General features: G+C 67.3%; 16 protein-coding genes. 5 read left to right on the top strand and 11 right to left on the bottom strand.

Features of this window, described 5'->3' with window-relative positions; genetic code table 11:
* The first annotated feature begins 17 nt into the window (after nucleotides 1-17).
* Genes treZ through treY form a run of 3 tightly spaced genes read left to right on the top strand, consistent with a single transcriptional unit; the run spans nucleotide 18 to nucleotide 7,032 of the window.
* Nucleotides 18-1,922, top strand: a complete 1,905-nt coding sequence (gene treZ / locus BMI01S_RS00785) for a malto-oligosyltrehalose trehalohydrolase (RefSeq protein ID WP_028229799.1) — start codon at nucleotides 18-20, stop codon at nucleotides 1,920-1,922.
* The gene (gene malQ / locus BMI01S_RS00780; protein WP_028211069.1) at nucleotides 1,919-4,171 is read left to right on the top strand and encodes a 4-alpha-glucanotransferase; all 2,253 of its coding nucleotides are present in this window, start codon (nucleotides 1,919-1,921) and stop codon (nucleotides 4,169-4,171) included. The genes treZ and malQ overlap by 4 nt, the downstream gene beginning before the upstream one ends.
* The gene (treY, locus tag BMI01S_RS00775; RefSeq protein ID WP_028229798.1) at nucleotides 4,168-7,032 is read left to right on the top strand and encodes a malto-oligosyltrehalose synthase; all 2,865 of its coding nucleotides are present in this window, start codon (nucleotides 4,168-4,170) and stop codon (nucleotides 7,030-7,032) included. Before malQ ends, treY begins: the two co-directional genes overlap by 4 nt.
* Before the next feature lie 19 nt (nucleotides 7,033-7,051).
* On the opposite strand, the gene BMI01S_RS00770 is transcribed toward treY, so the two are convergent.
* Nucleotides 7,052-8,500 (bottom strand): hemolysin family protein, encoded by a 1,449-nt coding sequence (locus BMI01S_RS00770; RefSeq protein ID WP_028211071.1) that lies wholly within the window; start codon nucleotides 8,498-8,500, stop codon nucleotides 7,052-7,054.
* A gap of 103 nt (nucleotides 8,501-8,603) precedes the next feature.
* The gene (locus BMI01S_RS00765; RefSeq protein WP_036018519.1) at nucleotides 8,604-9,368 is read right to left on the bottom strand and encodes a sensor histidine kinase; all 765 of its coding nucleotides are present in this window, start codon (nucleotides 9,366-9,368) and stop codon (nucleotides 8,604-8,606) included.
* Between the two features lie 152 nt (nucleotides 9,369-9,520).
* Here BMI01S_RS00765 and BMI01S_RS00760 point away from each other — a divergent pair, with 152 nt between their 5' ends.
* Together BMI01S_RS00760 and BMI01S_RS00755 are read left to right on the top strand one after the other, a co-directional pair.
* Nucleotides 9,521-9,862 carry an FKBP-type peptidyl-prolyl cis-trans isomerase gene (locus tag BMI01S_RS00760; RefSeq protein ID WP_028211073.1) on the top strand — a complete coding sequence of 114 codons (342 nt, stop codon included), beginning with the start codon at nucleotides 9,521-9,523 and terminating at the stop codon, nucleotides 9,860-9,862.
* Nucleotides 9,863-9,903: 41 nt separating this feature from the next.
* On the top strand, nucleotides 9,904-10,707 hold the full coding sequence (locus BMI01S_RS00755; RefSeq protein ID WP_028229797.1) for an AraC family transcriptional regulator: 804 nt from the start codon (nucleotides 9,904-9,906) through the stop codon (nucleotides 10,705-10,707).
* Between the two features lie 86 nt (nucleotides 10,708-10,793).
* On the opposite strand, the gene BMI01S_RS00750 is transcribed toward BMI01S_RS00755, so the two are convergent.
* The 9 genes from BMI01S_RS00750 to trpB form a co-directional block, all read right to left on the bottom strand.
* Entirely contained in the window at nucleotides 10,794-11,669 is an 876-nt protein-coding gene (locus BMI01S_RS00750) for an MOSC domain-containing protein (protein ID WP_028229796.1), read from the bottom strand.
* A 24-nt stretch (nucleotides 11,670-11,693) separates the two neighbouring features.
* Nucleotides 11,694-13,238, bottom strand: a complete 1,545-nt coding sequence (purF, locus tag BMI01S_RS00745) for an amidophosphoribosyltransferase (protein ID WP_028211076.1) — start codon at nucleotides 13,236-13,238, stop codon at nucleotides 11,694-11,696.
* Nucleotides 13,239-13,362: 124 nt separating this feature from the next.
* Nucleotides 13,363-13,857, bottom strand: coding sequence for a CvpA family protein (locus BMI01S_RS00740; protein ID WP_028211077.1), 495 nt, complete (start codon nucleotides 13,855-13,857; stop codon nucleotides 13,363-13,365).
* A 7-nt stretch (nucleotides 13,858-13,864) separates the two neighbouring features.
* Nucleotides 13,865-14,845 carry an SPOR domain-containing protein gene (locus tag BMI01S_RS00735; RefSeq protein WP_028229795.1) on the bottom strand — a complete coding sequence of 327 codons (981 nt, stop codon included), beginning with the start codon at nucleotides 14,843-14,845 and terminating at the stop codon, nucleotides 13,865-13,867.
* Between the two features lie 61 nt (nucleotides 14,846-14,906).
* A complete protein-coding gene (folC, locus tag BMI01S_RS00730; RefSeq protein WP_028229794.1) occupies nucleotides 14,907-16,217 on the bottom strand; it encodes a bifunctional tetrahydrofolate synthase/dihydrofolate synthase in 1,311 nt (436 codons plus the stop codon).
* Between the two features lie 213 nt (nucleotides 16,218-16,430).
* The gene (accD, locus tag BMI01S_RS00725) at nucleotides 16,431-17,303 is read right to left on the bottom strand and encodes an acetyl-CoA carboxylase, carboxyltransferase subunit beta (RefSeq protein WP_028211080.1); all 873 of its coding nucleotides are present in this window, start codon (nucleotides 17,301-17,303) and stop codon (nucleotides 16,431-16,433) included.
* 149 nt (nucleotides 17,304-17,452) lie between these two features.
* Nucleotides 17,453-18,262, bottom strand: a complete 810-nt coding sequence (trpA, locus tag BMI01S_RS00720; RefSeq protein ID WP_028211081.1) for a tryptophan synthase subunit alpha — start codon at nucleotides 18,260-18,262, stop codon at nucleotides 17,453-17,455.
* Nucleotides 18,263-18,315: 53 nt separating this feature from the next.
* Nucleotides 18,316-19,206 carry a DNA-methyltransferase gene (locus BMI01S_RS00715; RefSeq protein WP_028211082.1) on the bottom strand — a complete coding sequence of 297 codons (891 nt, stop codon included), beginning with the start codon at nucleotides 19,204-19,206 and terminating at the stop codon, nucleotides 18,316-18,318.
* Between the two features lie 21 nt (nucleotides 19,207-19,227).
* Entirely contained in the window at nucleotides 19,228-20,421 is a 1,194-nt protein-coding gene (gene trpB / locus BMI01S_RS00710; RefSeq protein ID WP_028229793.1) for a tryptophan synthase subunit beta, read from the bottom strand.
* Nucleotides 20,422-20,480: the final 59 nt, after the last annotated feature.

Raw genomic sequence — 20,480 nt, 5'->3', positions numbered from 1 at the left:
ACGCCAAGGAACCCGCCATGTCCCCGCTTACGCATGATCCGCACGTCCGACATTACATGCATTGCCTGCCGTTCGGCGCGCAATTGATCGGCGCGGCGCACGCACAGCCGCATACGCGCTTTCGCTTCTGGGCACCGTCGTGCGAGGCGGTGCAGATCATGTTCGAGGACGCGCCGGACGCTCCTGCCCCCCTCGACATGACGCCGAGCGGCAACGGCTGGTTCGAGGCGCAGGCGCAGTGTGGCCCCGGTACCCTTTACCGCTACTGCATCGACGATCGGCAACGCGTACCGGACCCCGCATCGCGCTTTCAGCCGCAGGGCATACACGGCCCCAGTCAGGTGCTCGACCCGCGCGCATATGCCTGGCGGCACGCGCACTGGCAAGGACGGCCCTGGGAGGAGACCGTGCTCTACGAACTCCACGTGGGCGCGCTGGGCGGCTACACGGGCGTGGTGAAGCGCCTGCCCGCACTCGCGGAACTGGGCGTGACGGCCGTCGAACTCATGCCGCTCAATGACTATCCGGGCGAGCGCGGCTGGGGCTACGACGTCATACTGCCGTATGCGCCGCACGCGGCCTATGGCAGTCCTGACGAACTGAAAGCCCTCATCGACGCCGCGCACGGGCTGGGGCTGCAGATGTTCATCGACGTCGTCTATAACCACTTCGGTCCCGACGGCAACTGGCTCGGGCGCTATGCCAAGCCGTTTTTCCGCGAGGGCGTGAGGACGCCATGGGGCGACGCGCTCGACTTCGACCGCTTCGAAGTGCGCGACTTCTATTGCGACAACGCGCTTTACTGGCTCACGGAATATCGTTTCGACGGTCTGCGCATCGATGCCGCGCACGCGATCGGCAACACCAACTGGCTGCGCGAGCTCGCAGACCATGTGAAGGCGCGCGTGGAGCCGGGCCGCCAGGTGCACCTCGTGCTGGAAAACGAGCACAACGAAGCCAATCTGCTCGAATCGCATTTCAGCGCGCAATGGAACGACGACGCGCATCATTGCTTTCACGTGCTGCTGACCGGCGAATCGGAGGGCTACTATCGCGCGTTCAGCGATTCGCCGATCACGAAGCTCGCGCGCGTGCTTGGCGAAGGCTTCGCGTATCAGGGCGACCCGTCGCCCGTGCATGCGGGCCAGGCGCGCGGCGAGCCGAGCGCTCACCTGCCGCCCACCGCCTTCGTGATGTTTCTGCAGAACCACGACCAGATCGGCAATCGCGCGCTCGGCGAGCGGCTGCGCTCGCTGACCGACGACGACGCCCTGCGCGCGGCCACCGCGATGCTGCTGCTATCGCCGCAAATTCCGCTGCTCTTCATGGAAGAAGAGTACGGCTCGACGCAACCGTTCCAGTTCTTCACCGACTTCGCCGGCCCGCTCGCCGACGCCGTGCGCGAAGGCCGCCGCCGCGAATTCAAGGCGTTCAGCGCGTTCAGCGACGAAGCGAGCCGCACGCGCATTCCCGATCCGAACGCGCTGCAGACCTTCGTGAATTCGTCGCCGCCCGCCGATGCGCCGCTCGACGGCGAGCGGCTCGAATGGATGCACTTCTACAAATCGGCGCTGTGCGTGCGCGCGCATCTGCTGATGCCGCGCCTGCGCCACGCTCGCGCGCTCGGCGCGAGCGTGCTCGCCGACGACGCCCCGAACGGCCTCGCCGCGCTCGTCGCACGGTGGCGGCTCGACGACGGCGAAACACTCACGATCGCGTTGAACCTGGGCCGCGACGGCGTACGCCTCGATCCGCGGCCCGAAGGCATGGTGATCTTCGAGACGCCGCCGCGCGCGCGCGACTATGCGGACAAAGGCATGCTGCCGGAAAGCGCATGCATTGCGTGGCTGACCGGCGACGTACCCGAGTTCTCGGGCAAGCACGATGCGCGCGTCGTGCACCGCGAGGAGCCGTACGCATGAGCACGGGGCGCCGCAGCGATTCACTCGCGAAACTCGCCGCCCGCGCGGGCTTCGAAGTCGAATGGACCGACGCCCATGGCACCGTGCAGCACGTGCCCGATAGCACGCTCGCCAGCTTGCTCGAATGCGCAGGGCTGCCCTGCGCGAACGCCACGCAAATCCGCCAGAGCACGTCCGCGCTCAACGCGGAGCAGTCGGCGCGCCGCCTGCCGCCGCTCATCACCGCCGAATGCGAAAGCGCGATCGAACTGCCGCCTTCGGCCGTACGCGCGGGGAGCCACTACCGGATCGACCTCGAGAGCGGCGAGCATATCGAAGGCCGCTTCACCACGCCGCGCGGCGAGAGCGCCTTGCTCGCGCCGCTTTCGGAGCCCGGATATCACACGCTCACGGTCAACGATCATCGCCTGACGATTGCCGTTGCGCCGCCACACTGCCATACCGTCGCCGATGCCTGGCGCGCCCGCCACGGCGACAGCGGCCCGGTTCCGCCGCTCTGGGGACTCGCCGCCCAATTGTATGGACTCCGACGCAAAGGCGATGGCGGCATCGGCGACTATACGGCGCTCGCCACGCTCGCCAAAGAAAGCGCGCAACGCGGCGCGCAAGCGCTTGCGGTGAGTCCGACGCACGCGATGTTCAGCGCGGCGCCCGGTCACTTCAGCCCTTATGCGCCTTCGTCGCGGCTCTGGGTCAATGTCGCGCACATCGACCCCGCTGCGGTATTCGGCGCCAAGGCGGCACACGACGCGAGCGTGGCCGCGCATGCCGGTGACGCCTGGCGCGAACTCGAAGCGGCGCCGCTCGTCGACTGGCAGCGTGCCTTGCCGCTCAAGCTCCAGGTGTTGCGCGCACTGTTCGAGCGCTTCGACACGCAAGAGCGGCCGAGCGGTTCGCCGCTTGCCGCCGCCTTCGAGGCATTCTGCGCACAGGGTGGCGAGCCGCTCGAAGACCACGCGCGCTTCGAAGCGCTGCAGGAGACCATGCTGCGCGACCCCGGCGGCCCTCGCCACTGGCGCGACTGGCCCGAGCCGCTGCGCGACCCGCGCAGTCCCGATGTGGCGACGTTCGCAGAGGAGCATCGGCGCGAAGTCGATTTTCATCGCTTCCTGCAATGGCTCGCGGCGGAAGGACTCTCGAACGCGCAGCGCTGCGCGCGCGACGCCGGGATGGCGATCGGCCTCGTCGCCGATCTCGCCGTGGGCTGCGACGGCGCCGGCTCGCACGCATGGTCGCTGCCGCAGGACATGCTGCAACGCGTTTCCGTGGGCGCGCCGCCCGACATCTTCAACCAGGCCGGGCAAAGCTGGGGCCTCACCACGTTCTCGCCGCGCGCGATGCACAACAACGGCTTTCGCGCGTTCATCGACATGCTGCGCGCCGCGTTCGCCCACGCGGGCGGCGTGCGCATCGATCATATCCTCGGGCTGCGGCGTCTCTGGCTCGTGCCCGAAGGCGAAAGCGCGCGCCACGGAGCCTACCTGCGCTATCCGTTCGACGACCTCGTGCGGCTCATCGCGCTGGAGTCGTGGCGTCATCGCGCGATCGTGATCGGGGAAGACCTCGGCACCGTGCCGCCGGGCTTGCGCGAAAGGCTCGCCGCGCACGGCCTCTACGGCATCCGCGTGCTGTGGTTCGAGCATGACGGCAAGGGCTTCATCGCCCCCTCGCGCTGGGATCCGCACGGTGTCGCGACCACCACCACGCACGATCTCGCGACGGTCGCGGGCTGGTGGCGCGGCGCGGACATCGACTGGCGCAACCGCATCGGCCAGACACTGGCGCGTGCGGACGGCCGCGACCCCGTCGCGCTCGAACACGCGCGACGCGCGACCGATCGCCTCGCGCTCTGGCACGCGCTGCAGCAAAGCGGCTTCGCGCCGCCCGACGCCAACCCGCCGCCAGCCGACGATCCGCCTGTGAATGGCGCACTCGGCTACGTGGCGGCAACGAAGTGTCCGCTCGTCACCTGCCCGCTCGAAGACCTGCTCGCGTTGTCCGACCAGCCGAATCTGCCCGGCTCCATCGACGAGCATCCGAACTGGCGCCGCCGCCTCACGCTGCCCGTCGAATCACTGTTCGCCGATCCGGGCGTTGCGGCGCGCGTCGAGACCGTCGTTCGGGCACGCGAGGCCGTCGCGCGCACCCAGGCCGATGCCAGCGCAGCCGACACGGGCGCCGATACGCGCGACGCCAACCCAACCGCCAGCGGCGCGCCGGGCGCGCCCGAAACGAAGCCGACGCCATGACACATCCTCGCGCGACGCTGCGCCTGCAACTCCATCAGGGCTTCACTTTCGACGACGCGCTCGCGCAGCTCGACTACTTCGCCGCGCTCGGCGTGAGCCATCTCTATCTTTCGCCGCTCACGACTGCGCAGCCGGGCTCGATGCACGGCTATGACACCGTGGACTACGGCACGGTCAGCGCGGAACTGGGCGGCGAAGGCGCGCTGCGGCGCCTGGCCGCGAAAGTGCACGAGCGCGGCATGGGCATCGTTGCCGACTTCGTGCCCAATCACATGGGCGTGGGCGGCGCGCACAACGCATGGTGGCTCGACATCCTCGAATGGGGACGTCACAGCGCCTATGCGCGTCACTTCGACGTGGACTGGCACTCCCCGGACCCCGCGCTGCGCGGCAAGGTGCTGATGCCGTTTCTTGGCGCACAGTACGGCGAGGAACTCGCGGCGGGGCGCATCGAACTGAAGTTCGATCCTGTGGCCGCACGCTTTTACGTGCAGTACGGGCCGCACGTGTGCCCGATCTGCCCGACCGACTACGCCGTGCTGCTGCAATCCGCGAACCGCGCCGACCTCAATACGCTCGCCGGGCCGTTCCAGGGCCTCACGACACAGCCCGACGATCAGGCGCGCGCCGCCGCCGGGCGCGACGCGCTGCGCGCGTTCGTGGAAAGCGCCGGCACCGACCCGATCGATTTCGCTCTGGAATCCTACTCAACTGCGGACCCGGTGGCGCGCGACAGGCTGCATCGTCTCCTGGAGCGCCAGCACTTCCGTCTGGCCTGGTGGCGCACCGCCACCGACGAGATCAACTGGCGGCGCTTCTTCGACGTCACCACGCTCGCGGGCGTGCGAGTGGAGCGGCATGACGTGTTCGAGGCCGTGCACAAGCTCCTGTTCCGGCTCTACGCAGACGGCGTGATCGACGGCGTGCGCATCGACCATGTCGATGGCCTCGCCGATCCGCGCGAGTACTGCGAGCGGCTGCGGCAGCGGCTCGCCGCGCTGCGCGCCATGCCGCCTTTCATCGTGGTCGAGAAGATCCTCGCGCACGGTGAAACGCTGCGCGACGATTGGCCCGTGGAGGGTACGACGGGTTACGACTTCATGAACGACGTGGGCGCGTTGCTGCACGATCCCGCTGGCGCAGCCCCGCTCGCCGAAGCGTGGGCCGCGATTTCGGGCGACGACAGGCCGTTCCAGGACTATGCGCTCGACGCGCGCCGCGAGATGCTGGCCGCGTATCTTCCCGCCGAGCTGGACCATGTCACGCGCGCGCTCCATCGCATCGCACGCGAGCTGCCGGCCACGCGCGACACCACGTATGCATCCGTGCATCGCGTGGTCGCGCATCTGGCGATCTATTTCCCGATCTACCGGATCTATCCGGTCAATGGTCTGCGCAGCGCCCTCGACAACCGCTATTTCGACGTCGCGCTCGAAGCTGCGCGAAGGGCGTTGCCGCGCGCGAGCCTCGCGGCGCTCGGGCTCGTCGACGCCTGGCTCGGCGGCTCCGCACCCGAGGCGGCCGCCAGCGCCGGCAACAGCGGCGGCGGCGTGAAGGCGCCGCGCGCCGCGCAAGCGGGCGCTGGCAGCGCCCAGGCGAGCACCCAGTCGAACCCGCCGCTCAGCCATGCGCTGATCGCGCAGCGCACCGCGCTCGCGCTGTTCTCGCAGCTCACCGCGCCGCTCGCTGCAAAGGCGACGGAGGACACGGCGCTCTACCGCTACGGCCGCCTGCTCTCGCGCAACGAAGTGGGCGCGGATCCCGATGACTTCGCGCGCACGCCGCACGACTTTCATGTGGCGAACCGGGGGCGCCAGCGGCGCCCGTTCGGCCTGCTCGCCACGGCCACGCACGATCACAAGCGCGGCGAGGACGTGCGTGCGCGCCTTGCGGTGCTGAGCGAAATCGCGGGCGACTGGAGCGCCACGCTACGCGCCTGGTCGACGCTGAACCAGACGCATCGCCGCAACGAAGGCGCCGCGGGCACGCTCTGGTCGCCGGGGCCGACGGTCGAGGCGATGCTCTATCAAACGCTGGTCGGCTGCTGGCCGCCCGACCTGGACCCCGGCGACGAAGCGGGCGTGCATGCGCTCGCGGAACGCGTCGCGCAGTGGCTGTTGAAAGCGCTGCGAGAAGCGAAGCTGCGCACCAACTGGCTCTCGCCCGACGAACAATATGAGTCGGAGTGCCAGGCATTTCTCTTCGATATCCTGGCACCGCAGCGGCGCGACGGCTTCCTTCAGGCGCTCGCCGGATTCGTCGCGCGCGTGGCGCCCGCGGGCGCGGTCAATTCCCTGCTGCAAACGGTGCTGCGGCTCACCTCGCCCGGCATACCGGATCTCTATCAGGGCACCGAACTATGGGATTTCAGCCTCGTCGATCCGGACAACCGGCGGCCCGTCGATTACGCGTCCCGCGCTGCCGCGCTCGACGATCGAGCGCCCGCCGCAAAGCTCGAGGAATGGCGCAACGCGCAAGTGAAGCTGGCCACTGTGCGGCGCCTGCTCGCAGTGCGCGAGCGCGCGCCGGAACTGCTGCGCGAAGGCGAGTATCTGCCGCTCACGGCGAACGGCGCACAGGCTGCGCATGTGATCGCGTTCGCGCGCCGTCATGGCAACGCGTGGGCGATCGTGATCGGCACGCACCTCGCTGCCGGCCTGCTGGACGGCGACACGCCGCTCGTCGCGACCGAGCGCTGGGAAGATACGGCGGTCGAGTTGCCGAAGGGTCTTGCCGAGGCATCGCTTCACGACTGGCTCAGCGAGATCACGCATACGGTCGGCAACGGCAACGCGCTCGCGTTGCGCGACATCTTGAAGGCGATGCCCGTGGCCGTGCTCTGCACGCTCACGCGCGGCTAGCACCACACTCGGGGCACGCTCAGCCGCCCTCGTCCTCGAGATCTTTCGGGTACACGCGCACGAGCACGATGCGCGGCCCTTTCATCTTCTTCACGACGACGTCGAAGCGGTCGAACGCCACGCGCTGCCCTTCGGCAGGCAGATCGTTGAGCGCGTGAATCACGAGGCCCCCCACCGATTCCGCGCGCCCCTCGTCGATGTCGATGCCGAGGGCCTGCTCCAGCGACACCACGGGCAGACTGCCGCGGCCCATCAGCGTGCCGTCGTCCATGCGGGTCCAGTCGGTGTCGGCCTGGTGGAACTCGTCGTGAATCTGGCCGACGAGCGCGCCGAGCAAATTGTCGAGCGTGAGAAAGCCCGCCGGGCGCGCGCCCTTGTGCCCCACGAGCGCGAAATGCGGCGCGCCCTTGCGGAAGCGCCGGAACAGTGCCAGCGCGGGCGTATCGGGCCGCACGTATTGCACGGGACGCACGAACTTGCCGAGATCGTCGAGCGCATTGCCCGCCTCGCGCGCGAGCAGCAAATCCTTCAGATGGATGAGGCCCGCCACGCGCTCGCCCGAGGCATCTTCGAACAGCGGGTAGCGGCTGAAGCGGTGGCGCGCCACGATCTGCATGTTCTCGCGCAGCGACAGGTCGCGGCGCAGGCCCACCATCTCATGCGTGGGCCGCATGAGGTCCGAAATGGTGAGACGCGAGAAGTCGAGCGAATGGGCGAGCGTGTTCCATTCGTCGGCGCTATAGGCGTTCGCGGCAAGCGCGGGGCGCCGCGGCTGCGCGCCGGTTGCGCCGGTCGAACCATTCGCGCCGTGTGTGCCGTTTGCGCCGTTGCCGCCGTACTGCGCCTGCAGGGCGTCCACCGCCTCCGCCTCGGCCTCGGCGGCGGCGCGACGGCTGCGCAGGATCAGCTTGAGTTCGTCGGTCGAATAATGCGTGTCGTGGCCGTGTTCGGACGACAGGCCCGCGAGGCGCAGCACAGCGTTCGCGCTCGAATTGAGCATCCAGATCGCCGGATACATGGTCCAGTAGAAGCCATAGAGCGGCATGGCCGCCCACAGCGAAATCTTCTCGGCCTGGCGAATAGCCAGTGACTTCGGCGCAAGCTCGCCCACCACGATGTGCAGGAACGAGATGACCGTGAACGCGAACACCAGCGAAACAGCGTGCACCAGCTGCGCCGATTGCACGCCGAACCACTCGAAGACTGGCGCGAGCAACTGCGCGAAAGCCGGCTCGCCGATCCAGCCAAGACCGAGCGAGGCGAGCGTGATGCCGAGCTGGCAGGCCGAAAGATAGGCGTCGAGCTGGCCATGGACTTTGGCGAGCAGCCGGCCGCGCAAGCCATGCTGATGCGCGAGGCTCTGCACGCGCGTGGCGCGCAGCTTGACGAGGCCGAATTCGGCCGCGACGAAGAAACCGTTGAGGGCAACGAGCAGAAACGCCCCGACGAGGGCGAGAAGCTGGATCAAGACAAAAGGCTCCGAAAGACGAAGCGCTCAGTATAAGGGGTGCAAGCTGAATGAAAGGCGCCGAAAGACGGCGACGCGTTGCCCGCGCGCCGCCAGCGTGCATTCATGCACCGTTGAGCGGCACATTCAGCGCAAGCGTGACAGCCTCGCCCTCACCCAGCACGGAAGGCGCTTCGAAGCGGCCACCATGCGCCTCGGCCACGCGCTGGCACAGCGCCAGCACCCAGGCGTAGCGCCCCGCTTCCTGCTGCTCGCTCGCCTGGGCGCGCGCGAACCGCTCCAGCACGTGCGCCAGCGTTTCGTCGGTGAGCAGCCGGGGCGAGGCTTGCCATTTCACGGCGAACTGCGCCGCAGTCGCCGTCGCGCCCGCCGTGAGCGCCACGCTCGCGCCCTGCGGGCTCGTTTCCGCCGCGAAGACCAGCATCAACCACAGCGCCTGTGCGATGCGCTCGCGGTCGCCGTCGAGCATCGCCGCGCCGGTCGCGTCCTCCACCTCGAAGCTCACGCCTCGGGCGTCGCCCAGCGCGATGCGGGCATCGTCGGCGGCTTCGGGGATCAGCACGGTGGGCTCGAACGGCGCGCGCGCGATGCGCAGCTTGCGCGTTTCTGCACGTGTGGTATCGACGAGCGTTTCGATCAGCTGAACCTGCTGCTCCACCCCCGTGCGAATGCCGCCCAGCGCGCGCTGGGCGGCCGTGTCGGCGTTGTCGATCTTGCGTTCGAGCACATAGGCCCAGCTATGGATCGCGTTGAGCGGGCTGCGCAGATCGTGCGAGACGCGCGACAGCACCTGATCGCGCATGAAAAGCGCTACCTCGGCGCACAGACGCGCCGTGCGTTCGGTACGGGTTTGCGAAAGCGACACCATCGGATTCCTCGTGTTTCGCCTCTAGCCAGGCGAGCGGTCCTCATTATAGGCAGGGGTAGGCCGCATTCCCCGTGCCTGAAGCGGGCCTATACGCCATGTCCTGCAAAGCGCCTACAATAGCGTGCTAATTTCATCCGAATCAGGAGTTTTCCATGTCTAGCGTGACCACCGCATCCGGCCTCAAGTACGAGGACCTGACCGAAGGCACCGGCGCCGAAGCGAAGGCCGGCCAGAGCGTCACCGTGCACTACACCGGCTGGCTCACGGACGGCCAGAAGTTCGATTCGAGCAAGGACCGCAACGATCCGTTCGCCTTCGTGCTCGGCGGCGGCATGGTCATCAAGGGCTGGGACGAAGGCGTGCAGGGCATGAAGGTGGGCGGCGTGCGCAAGCTCACGATCCCGCCGCAACTGGGCTACGGCGTGCGCGGCGCGGGCGGCGTGATTCCGCCGAATGCCACGCTCGTGTTCGAAGTCGAGTTGCTCGCCGTTTGAGGGCGCCCGGCGCGCTTGCCTGCTCTGCAGCCATAACGTTCATGACGACTCCCCATCAGCACACGCCCATCAATGCGCCGGGCGTCGAGTTGCGCCGCTATGGCACGATAGAGGCAACCGATCTGCACGATTTTCACCAGATCGTGCTCGGCCTCGACGGCGAGATGGAGATGACCGTGAACGGCCTGGGCGAGCGTATCGACCGCTGTTCCGCGTGGCTCATTCCGGCGGGCGCGCGGCACGACTATTCGGGCATCGGCGATAACCGGCAGCTCGTGCTCGATCTGCCCGCCGCGACGCTCGCGGTACCCGAACGGCTTTTCGACACCGCGCGCGCCGTGCGCCTCGACCCGGCGCTCACGGAGGTCGTGCGCCAGATCGCGCAGCGCGCCGCGACGGCACCGCCCCAGAACAGCGCCGACCTGCGCGCGCGCCGCTTCCACTGGGACACCTCGACGCGCCTGTGCGCGGCATTTCTCGCGCAAACCGGTATCGCCACGGACGCGGAATTCGGCGCGGCGGCCGGCCTCGATTTCGCGCGCATCGACCGCTGGTTGCGCGCGCATCTCGGGGAGCCGCTGCGCATCGCCGATCTTGCCGCGCATTGCGGCTTCGGCATGCGGCGCTTTCATCAGCTTTTTATCGAAGCGTTCGGCGAGACACCGCATCGCTATCTGCAGCGGCTGCGCCTCGACACTGCGCTCGCGCTGCTCGCCGAACCGCGCGCCTCGCTCACCGACATCGCGCTCGAAGTGGGCTTCGGCGACCAGAGCGCATTCACGCACGCGTTCACGCGCCGCTTCGGGCTCGCGCCGGGACAGTGGCGGGCGTTGCCGCCGCACTGAGCGCATCGGACCTGCATGATCCTGCGTTGATCCCGTATTGGTCCTGCATTGATCCCGACAGGCACGCGTTGCACGTGCCGCTCGCCTCATTCGTCGAAGCGATATTCCCACTGCGCGCTTGCGCCCACCGCCACGCGTTCGCCCGCGCCCGTCACGACCATGGCGTTCTGGCCGAACGTGAGGCCGCCGTTCACGCGCGGGTCGGCGCGAAACACGGCTAACGTGTCGAGCGGTTCGGCGGGCCACTGCGCGTCGCGCTCGCCCGTTTGCTGATCGATCGTCGTGATCGGGCAGCGCGCGCAGGGCTTCACGAAGCGCAGGACGATCTCTGAGCCGCCATTTGCGGATTCGATGGCGAGCGTGTCGATGAAATCTTCTTCGAATGCCTCGCCGACGTCGCCGACGACGATGTTCGGACGAAAGCGCGTCATCGGCACGGGCGGCGCGCCCTTCGCCGCGAGGCGCTCGTTGAGTTCGGCGAGCGACGCCTCGCTCGTGACAAGAATCGGAAAGCCGTCGGCGAATTGCGTGGGTACGTCCTCGCCATTCGTCCACTTCTTGCTCGCGAGACGCTTCACGTCGTGCGCGAACCGCAAGAGGCGCACCGGCACGCCGATCGCCTGCGTGAACCACTGCGCCGCGTGATCGCCTTCGTCGAGCGCCTCGAAGGCGTCGTCCCAGACCGAGGCCGGCACACGCGCCTCATTGCCGCGCGGCGTGAACGGCAGATGGAGCGCTTCACTCATGCCCACCATCGTGAGGCGCACGCCGTCTTCGACGAACGCCGGCACGATGCGCGCCATCGCCGCATATTCGCGCTGCGAAACGAACCGGCCGGCTTCATCGACGACCATCCAGTGGCGGTCCCACTCGATGCCGCTCAGGCCGAGCTGCGCATGTTCGAGCGCGATTGCACCGCATGATTTCACGGGATAGACGAACAACGCACGAACCGTGGCCATAGCGGACGATATTCCCCGAGCGGGTTACTCCACCGAGAGTTGCAGGTGCAACTGCGAACGCGCGCCGCCGTCCATCGCGTCGCTCGCGGCGTCGCGGTCCGACTGCGCCTGGGGCGCGAGGCGCGCCGTCTCGATGTTGTCGAGGTAAGTGCTCGTGATGTCGCCGGTGATGTAGTCGCCGTCGAAGCACGATGCCTCGAAGTCCTTCAGCTCGGGGTTGATGTCGCGCACCGCCTGCTTGAGCGACTCCACGTCCTGGTACACGAGGTAATCCGCGCCGATGATGCGCGCAACTTCCTCGTCCGTGCGGCCGTGCGCCACGAGCTCGCCGCGCGTGGGCATGTCGATGCCGTAGACGTTCGGGTACTTCACGGGCGGCGCCGCCGAAGCGAAGATCACCTTGGTCGCGCCGGCGTCGCGCGCCATCTGCACGATTTCCTGCGAGGTGGTGCCGCGCACGATCGAATCGTCAATGATCAGCACGTTCTTGCCCTTGAACTCGATGCCCATGGCGTTGAGCTTCTGGCGCACCGACTTCTTGCGCATGGCCTGGCCGGGCATGATGAAGGTGCGGCCCACATAGCGGTTCTTGAAGAAGCCTTCGCGATATTCCACGCCGAGCTTGTTCGCCACCTGCATCGCCGCGGGGCGCGACGAATCGGGAATCGGCATGACCACGTCGATCTTCACGTCGGGCAGCTCGCGCTTGATCTTCTCGGCGAGATAGTCGCCCATGCGCAGGCGCGCGTTGTACACGGGCACGCCGTCGAGCACCGAGTCCGGACGCGCGAGGTACACGAGTTCGAAGATGCAGGGATTCAGCGTCGGCGCCGTGGCGCACTGCTGCGAGTGGAAGTTCCCTTCGAAGTCGATGAACACCGCTTCACCGGGGCGCACGTCGCGCACGAATTCGAAGCCGATGCCTTCGAGCGCCACCGACTCCGATGCAACCATCCACTCGGTGCCTTCCGGCGTCTCGATCTTGCCGACGCACAGCGGGCGAATGCCGAACGGGTCGCGGAACGCGAGCAGGCCGTAGCCGGCGATCAGCGAGACGATGGCGTAGGAGCCGCGCAGGCGGCGGTGCACGCCCGCAACCGCCTTGAAGAGCGCCGATGGATCGAGTTCGAGGCCCGAGGTCGCGAGCTGCACTTCGTGCGCGAGCACGTTGAGCAGCACTTCGGTATCGGAATGTGTGTTGATGTGGCGGCGGTCCACACGGAACATCTCGTCCTTCAACTGTTGCCAGTTCGTGAGATTGCCGTTGTGAGCGAGGACGATGCCGAACGGCGCGTTCACGTAGAACGGCTGGGCTTCTTCTTCGCTCGACGCCGAGCCGGCCGTCGGGTAGCGCACCTGGCCGATGCCGCTGGTGCCGGGGAGGCTGCGCATGTTGCGCGTGCGGAACACGTCGCGCACCATGCCGTTGGCCTTGTGCATATGGAACGTGCTGCCGTTCGCGGTGGCGATGCCGGCCGCGTCCTGACCGCGGTGCTGGAGCAGCAGCAGCGCGTCATAGAGGAGCTGGTTGACGGGAGAGCGGGAAACTACGCCTACGATGCCGCACATGGCAGGTCCTTCAAAAAAGCGAAATCGGTAGCGGCTCGCCCGGGTTCTTCAACACCGGCCGGACGCCGCAAATGGGGCAGTGTTACCGGCAAACGCCACCTGCATCGCGCCGATCAGTTTCTGATCAGACGTGAACGTAGGTCGCGAGCGCCTCGGGCAACAGCGGTTTCAGTTCGAGCACGCCCTGCACGGCATAGGGCCGCAGCAGCGCGTGGCGCCAGAAGTCCTGCTGGGGCAGCTCGGTCAGCCCGCCGAGGACGACGAGGATCAGCACCAGCACGACGCCTCGCACGACGCCGAACATCATCCCGAGCGAACGGTCCACGCCGGACAATCCGCTCACCTGCACCAGACGGCCGATCAGTGCGTTGCCCACGCCGGCCACGAGCACCACGGCAATGACGATCAGCGCGAAGGCGATCAGCCACTGGGTGAGCGCCCCACCCGGCCAGTTCGCCGGAATCCAGGGCACCACATGGTCCACGTAGCGGCAGGCCACGAGCAACGCCGCGATCCAGCCGATCAATCCAAAAATCTCGCCGATGAAGCCCCGCCACGCGCCCCGCAGCGCCGACAGACCTATCACCGCCATTACAGCGTAGTCGAATGCGGTGAACATCGGCGGGTTATTCCGCGTTGCCGTTCGAACCCGCCATCAGGCCGGCGCCGCGCACTTTCGCGATCGCCGCGGTGGCCGACGCGCGGTCCGGGAACGGGCCGGCGCGCAGGAGCGTGCGCGTCGTGCCGTCTGCTGCCTTTCGCTGCTCTACATATGCGGGCACGCCCGCCGCTTTCAACTTCGTGACCCAGTTGCGCGCCGTCGTCTCGTTCGAAAAGGCGCCGAGCTGCACCGCGAAACGCGCGCCCGGCGGCGCCGCCGGCGTTCCTGAGTCGGCTTTCGCGCCGTTCGCGTCGCCGGTGTCCGCGCTCTCGGCCGCGGCGGTGCTCTGCGTCTTGCCGTGCGCGGCGACAGCCGTGCCAGCCGAAGCCGCCTGCTGAGCGGCGGGCTTGCCGGCGTGCGCGGGCTGCGTGGCGCCTTGGGCCGCATCGGCCGATTGGGTCGATTGGGTCGATTGGGTCGATTGGGTCGATTGAGCCGGAGCGGTTGCCCCTTGCGCGGACTTTTTGGCGGGTGCTGCGGGGGTCTTTTCGGTGTCTTGCGCGGTCTGGGCGGTCTGCGCGGCCGCAGCGGCCGCGAGGCCCGACGCGCCCGGCGTGGCAACGGCTGGCGCGGGATTGTCGGGAGCGACGCCGGCTTGCGTGTCTTCGGCGTCGTGGCGCGCGGCGGCCTTGGCGGCCGGGCGGCTCGGGATGTCGATGGCGATATCGTCGGTGACGGGCTTCGGGTGCGAATCGAGCACCATCGGCAGGACCACGATGGCCGCGAGCACCAGCGCGATCGCACCGACGAGGCGGCGGCGCGCGCGTTGCTTTTCAGGGAGCGTGGGGTCGAGCAGCATTGCCTCGGCGTCCCCCGACCGGTCCGGCCGGCGGCTGCGCCGTTCCACGCGCGTGCTCGGGTTGCTACGCCGGCTGGGGCCGGACTCAGCGCCGCGCCGGCGGGGCGCGTGCGCATCATCTTTTTTGCCGAACGAGAAAATTCCCATGTATGGCTTGCTGTTGGCCTACCTGGCCTGTCTTGCGTGGGCGGCGTGCGGTGCCGGGCGGTCAGTGCTGCTGCGATTTTCGCCAGGCCATGACCCCGGCGACTGTCAGGAAACTTCCAAAGACCAGGATTCTATCATTTTCAGTAGCACGTTTTAGCGCATCTTGAAACGCGGCAGCGGGGTTTTCGTAGCGCGTCACGCTGCTGTCGGGGCCATCGGTCACGCCCGCGTCGCGCAGCACCGCTTCGAGCTGTTCGGCCGTGGCGGCGCGCGGCAGCGGCAGACCGGTCACGCACCAGTGGTCGATCTCGCCCTTCAGATGTTCGACCACGCCCGCGATGTCCTTGTCGCGCATCGCGCCAAACACGGCGTAGGTGTACGGAAAATAGCCCATGCTGCCGAGGTTCTGCGCGAGCACGGCCGCTGCATGCGGGTTGTGGCCGACGTCGAAGATGATCGAAGGCTTGCCCGGCAGCACCTGGAAGCGGCCCGGCAGCTCGACGTTGGCGAGGCCGAGTCGGATGTCCTGCGCCGAAACCGGCAGGCGGTCGCGCAGCGCTTCCAGGCCTGCGAGCGCCGCCGACGTGTTGATGAGCTGGTTCGCGCCGCGCAGCGCGGGATAGGCGAGCGCCGAGCGCCGCATCGTCGGGCCCACGTAGCTCCACTGCTGGCGCTCGCTGCCCGGCTGGCCTTCGTAACGGAAATCGCGGCCGAAGAGCCACAGTTCGGCCCCGATCGCCTCGGCATGATCGATCAGCGATTGCGGCGCCATCGGGTCGGCGCAGATGGCCGGCTTGCCAGGGCGGAAGATGCCGGCCTTCTCGAAGGCAATCTTCTCGCGCGTGTCGCCGAGATATTCCGTGTGGTCGAGGTCGATGCTCGTGATGATCGCGCAGTCGGTGTCGAGCACGTTGACGGCGTCCAGACGCCCGCCGAGACCCACTTCGAAGATCACGGCGTCGAGCCCGCGCGAAGCGAACAGATGCATGATCGCGAGCGTCGTGAACTCGAAATAGGTGAGCGTCACCGGCTTTGCGAGCGAATTGCGCGCGGCTTCCACGGCCTCGAAGTGCGGCAGCAGCTCGGCGTCGCTCGCCTGCTGGCCGTCGATGCGCGCGCGCTCATTGAACGCGAGCAGATGCGGCGACGTGTGGCAGCCCACGTGATAGCCGGCCTTGAGCAGGATCGTTTCGAGGATCGCGCAGGTCGAGCCCTTCCCGTTCGTGCCGCCGACCGTGAAGATCGGACATGCGAACTCGAGGTTCAGCGCGTTCTTCACCTGGGTGATGCGGTCGAGCCCCATGTCGATGCCGACCGGATGCGCGGTTTCGAGATGCGTGAGCCACGCGTCGAGGGTGGGAAAGGTACTCATCGGGATAGAAATGGCCAGGTGCTGCGCGTGAGACGCCTTAGCGGGCGTTCGGTTCACGCGGATCCATGTGAACTTCGCACGAACGATCCGCTTGGAAAGAACGGCATTATCGCGGAAATGACAACGCGCCGCTTGCTTTCGCTCGCGGCGCGTTGGGGTAAAGCGGTGCGGCCTACGGCAACCGGTAGCGCCGCGGATCGCTCGAAGCGGGGCTCAGGCCACCGCGTCAGCAGGCTGGCGTTGCAGCAGCGCCAGCATTTGTGCGATTTCGTCACGCAGCTTGCGGCGGTCGACGATCATGTCGATCGCGCCCTTCTGCAGCAGGAATTCGGCGCGCTGGAAGCCTTCCGGCAGCTTTTCGCGCACGGTCTGCTCGATCACGCGCGGGCCGGCAAAGCCGATCAGCGCCTTCGGCTCGGCAATCACCACATCGCCGAGGAACGCGAAGCTCGCCGATACGCCGCCCATGGTCGGGTCGGTCAGCACGGAGATGAATGGCAGCTTTGCGTCGGACAGCTTGGTCAGCATGGCCGTGGTCTTGGCCATCTGCATGAGCGAAAGCAGGCTTTCCTGCATGCGAGCGCCGCCCGAAGCCGTGACGCAGATGAACGGCACCTGTTGCTCGAGCGCGTTCTGCGCGCCGCGCGCGAAGCGCTCGCCGACCACCGAGCCCATCGAGCCGCCCATGAACGAGAACTCGAAGCAGGCCACCACCACGGGCAGCGTGCGGATCGCGCCGCCCATCACCACCATGGCGTCGGTTTCGCCGGTTTCGTCCATCGCCTCTTTCAGACGGTCCGGGTACTTGCGGCTGTCCTTGAACTTGAGCGCGTCGACCGGAATGATCTCCTGGCCGATTTCATAGCGGCCTTCCGGATCGAGCAGGCCGTCAAGACGCTCGCGTGAGCCGATGCGCATGTGGTGATCGCACTTCGGGCAGACGTGGAGATTCGCCTCGACGTCGTTGCGATACAGGACCGCCTCGCACGACGGGCACTTGATCCACAACCCTTCCGGAATGCTCTTGCGGCTTTTCGGATCGGTTTGCTTGATCTTGGGCGGCAGCAGTTTGTCGAGCCAGCTCATTGATTTTCCTTCCTTGACCATCGTGATGCGCGGGCGCGGCGGATCGGTTCAAGCTCTTGAAACCGAGCGGGTTCCGACCCCGGCCGCGCATGGCGAAAAGTGGATTTTACAGCACTCTTCGTTCCAGCCAACAGCGTTGGCCGACAGCCTCAGCCGACGGAAACTTCGTCCAACGCTACACGAATGCCGGTGATGAACTGCGTCAGCGTGTCGGCGGCCGTTTCCGGCGACGCCTGTTCGAGCAGTTGCACGATGCGGCTGCCGATCACTACGGCGTCCGAAACCTGCGCGACGGCCGCAGCCGTTTGCGCATCGCGAATGCCAAAGCCCACGCCGACGGGCAGCGAGACATGCTTCTTGATCGCCGGGATTTTACTCGCGATGCTCGTCACGTCGAGATTGGCCGCGCCCGTCACACCCTTGAGCGATACGTAATAGACATAGCCGCTCGCGGCGCGCCCGACTTCGGCGATGCGCTCGTCCGTGGAGGTCGGTGCGAGCAGGAAGATGGGGTCGATATCGGCGGCCTTCATCTTTGCGGAGAAATCCACCGATTCCTCGGGCGGATAGTCCACCACGAGCACGCCGTCCACGCCCGCTTCCTGCGCGGCCTGCGCGAACGCTTCGGCGCCCATGCGCTCGATGGGGTTTGCGTAGCCCATCAGGACGACGGGCGTCTTGTTGTCGGTTTCGCGAAAGCGCTTCACGTCGGCGAGCACGCTCCTGAGCGTCACGCCCTTCTCGAGCGCGCGCTCTGACGACTGCTGGATCACGGGGCCGTCTGCCATCGGGTCCGAGAACGGCACGCCCAGCTCGATGACATCGGCGCCGCCGGCGGCCAGCGCGTGCATGAATTCGACAGTGCGCGCGGGATCGGGGTCGCCCGCCGTCATGAACGGGATCAGGCCTTTGCGGCCTTGGGCGGCAAGCGCCTCGAACGTGGTCTTGATACGGGACATTTCAGGGTCCTCAGTTCTTGGGTGTCACTGCGCTTGAGTCCGGCGGCGGCGCATCAGGCGCCGGCCGCGACGGCGCTCGCGGCCGCGCTCACGCGTTCGCGCGCGATCGCGCAGTAACTTTCGTTGATTTCATAGCCGACGAATTCGCGCTGCTGACGCGCACAAGCGACTGCCGTGGTGCCGCTGCCCATGAATGGGTCCAGCACGCGGCCGCCCGGCGGGCAACTCGCGAGCACCATGCGCTCGACGATCTCCAGGGGCTTCTGGGTGGGATGATCCACGCGCTCCGCGTGCTGGCGATGCAGCCGCGAGACGGACCAGACGTCCTTGGGGTTGTAGCCGAGCTCCAGCCACTTGCTGCCTTCGAACAACTTGCGCGAACGCGCCTTCTTCGTGGCGGCATCGTAGGGGATGCGGACGGGATCGAGATCGAAGTAATAATCCTTCGAAACCGCGAAGAAACCGATGTTGTCGTGTACCGACGTGAAACGGCGCGTCGTGCCGCCCATGCTGGGCACGCGACGATCCCAGACGATCTCGTTGATCATCGTGAGTTTCGACTTGAGATAGACGAAGATCTCGGGCGCGTACTGCCACGTGCAGAACACGTAGAGCGAACCCGTGGGTTTGAGCTTCGGTATCGCGAGATCGAGCCATGCGTACGTCCAGGCGAGGAAGTCCTCGCCGGAACGCATGTCGGAGTCGTTGCCGTAGTCCTTGCCGAGCCCGTAAGGCGGATCGGCGACGATCAGGTCGATCGAGGCGTCGGGCAGATTCGCGGCATCGGTCAGAAAATCGCGGTTCTGGAGCCGGATGGTGGCGGGCACCGTGGGCACAACGACAGCGGCCTGGGCAACCGCTTCGGCGGCTTCCAGCGCAGCCGCTTCGGCGTTCACCTCGCCCACGGGTGCCGGCACTTCCGGCTCGTCGAACTCGTCACGCATCGCTTGCGTCGCTCCCGGCGCTCAGAACTGGATGCCCGATCGCTCGGCGACCGTGTGCATGTCCTTGTCGCCGCGGCCCGACAGGTTCACCAGCAGGATCTTCTCCTTGGGCAACGTGGGCGCGAGCTTCGCCGCGTAGGCGAGCGCGTGGCTCGATTCGAGCGCCGGAATGATGCCTTCGATACGGCAGCAGTCGTGGAAGGCCTTGAGCGCCTCCTCGTCGTCGATCGTCACGTACTGCGCGCGGCCGCTGTCCTTGAGCCACGCGTGTTCGGGGCCCACGCCCGGATAGTCGAGACCCGCCGAGATCGAATGCGTCTCGATGATCTGGCCGTTCTCGTCCTGAAGCAGGTAGGTGCGGTTGCCGTGCAGCACGCCAACGGTGCCGGCGGCGAGCGAGGCGGCGTGGCGGCCCGTCTCCATGCCGTCGCCCGCGGGCTCGACGCCGATCAACTGCACCGAACTATCGTCGATGTACGGATAAAAGATGCCCATTGCGTTGGATCCGCCGCCCACGCAGGCGATCACGGAGTCAGGCTGGCGGCCCGTCATTTCGGGCATCTGCACGCGGCACTCGTCGCCGATGACGCGCTGGAAGTCGCGCACCATCATGGGGTACGGGTGCGGCCCTGCGACGGTGCCGATGATGTAGAACGTGTTTTCGACGTTGGTGACCCAGTCGCGCATGGCTTCGTTGAGCGCGTCCTTGAGCGTGCGCGAGCCCGACTCCACGGGAACGACGGTCGCGCCCAGCAGCTTCATGCGATAGACGTTGGCGGCCTGGCGGCGCACGTCCTCGGCGCCCATGTAGACCACGCACTCCATGCCGAAACGCGCGGCGATGGTCGCGGTGGCCACGCCGTGCTGGCCCGCGCCGGTCTCGGCGATCACGCGCGGCTTGCCCATGCGCTTGGCGAGCAGCGCCTGGCCGATCACGTTGTTCACCTTGTGCGCGCCGGTGTGATTCAGGTCTTCGCGCTTCAGATAGATCTGCGCGCCGCCCAGCAGCTCGCTCCAGCGTTCGGCGTGATAAATCGGCGACGGACGGCCGACGAAATGCTTCAACTCGCGCCGATATTCGGCGACGAAGTGGGGGTCGTCCTTGAATTTCGCGTAGGCGACGCGCAGTTCGTCGATCGCCTGCATGAGGGTTTCGGCAGCGAACACGCCGCCATAGGGGCCGAAATGGCCTCGTTCGTCGGGCAGATTGTACATAAGTCACTCACTGGGCCGGTCCTCTGAGGCCCACGTTGCGTGGGCCGCGCCGGCCAAAG

This window comes from Paraburkholderia mimosarum LMG 23256 = NBRC 106338, from assembly GCF_000739815.1.
Classification (GTDB): domain Bacteria; phylum Pseudomonadota; class Gammaproteobacteria; order Burkholderiales; family Burkholderiaceae; genus Paraburkholderia; species Paraburkholderia mimosarum.
Note: the sequence above shows the minus strand (reverse complement) of the source record. Positions and strands in the feature narration are given on the sequence as shown.

Excerpts from the sequence above, each read along its gene's own strand:
- treY (WP_028229798.1), top strand. The coding sequence starts at position 4,168 with ATGACACATCCTCGCGCGACGCTGCGCCTGCAACTCCATCAGGGCTTC.
- BMI01S_RS00715 (WP_028211082.1), bottom strand. The coding sequence starts at position 19,206 with ATGCGTGACGAGTTCGACGAGCCGGAAGTGCCGGCACCCGTGGGCGAG.
- BMI01S_RS00750 (WP_028229796.1), bottom strand. The coding sequence starts at position 11,669 with ATGGCCACGGTTCGTGCGTTGTTCGTCTATCCCGTGAAATCATGCGGT.
- accD (WP_028211080.1), bottom strand. The coding sequence starts at position 17,303 with ATGAGCTGGCTCGACAAACTGCTGCCGCCCAAGATCAAGCAAACCGAT.
- BMI01S_RS00755 (WP_028229797.1), top strand. The coding sequence starts at position 9,904 with ATGACGACTCCCCATCAGCACACGCCCATCAATGCGCCGGGCGTCGAG.
- BMI01S_RS00735 (WP_028229795.1), bottom strand. The coding sequence starts at position 14,845 with ATGGGAATTTTCTCGTTCGGCAAAAAAGATGATGCGCACGCGCCCCGC.
- malQ (WP_028211069.1), top strand. The coding sequence starts at position 1,919 with ATGAGCACGGGGCGCCGCAGCGATTCACTCGCGAAACTCGCCGCCCGC.
- folC (WP_028229794.1), bottom strand. The coding sequence starts at position 16,217 with ATGAGTACCTTTCCCACCCTCGACGCGTGGCTCACGCATCTCGAAACC.
- treZ (WP_028229799.1), top strand. The coding sequence starts at position 18 with ATGTCCCCGCTTACGCATGATCCGCACGTCCGACATTACATGCATTGC.
- purF (WP_028211076.1), bottom strand. The coding sequence starts at position 13,238 with ATGTGCGGCATCGTAGGCGTAGTTTCCCGCTCTCCCGTCAACCAGCTC.
- trpA (WP_028211081.1), bottom strand. The coding sequence starts at position 18,262 with ATGTCCCGTATCAAGACCACGTTCGAGGCGCTTGCCGCCCAAGGCCGC.
- BMI01S_RS00765 (WP_036018519.1), bottom strand. The coding sequence starts at position 9,368 with ATGGTGTCGCTTTCGCAAACCCGTACCGAACGCACGGCGCGTCTGTGC.
- BMI01S_RS00740 (WP_028211077.1), bottom strand. The coding sequence starts at position 13,857 with ATGTTCACCGCATTCGACTACGCTGTAATGGCGGTGATAGGTCTGTCG.
- BMI01S_RS00760 (WP_028211073.1), top strand. The coding sequence starts at position 9,521 with ATGTCTAGCGTGACCACCGCATCCGGCCTCAAGTACGAGGACCTGACC.
- trpB (WP_028229793.1), bottom strand. The coding sequence starts at position 20,421 with ATGTACAATCTGCCCGACGAACGAGGCCATTTCGGCCCCTATGGCGGC.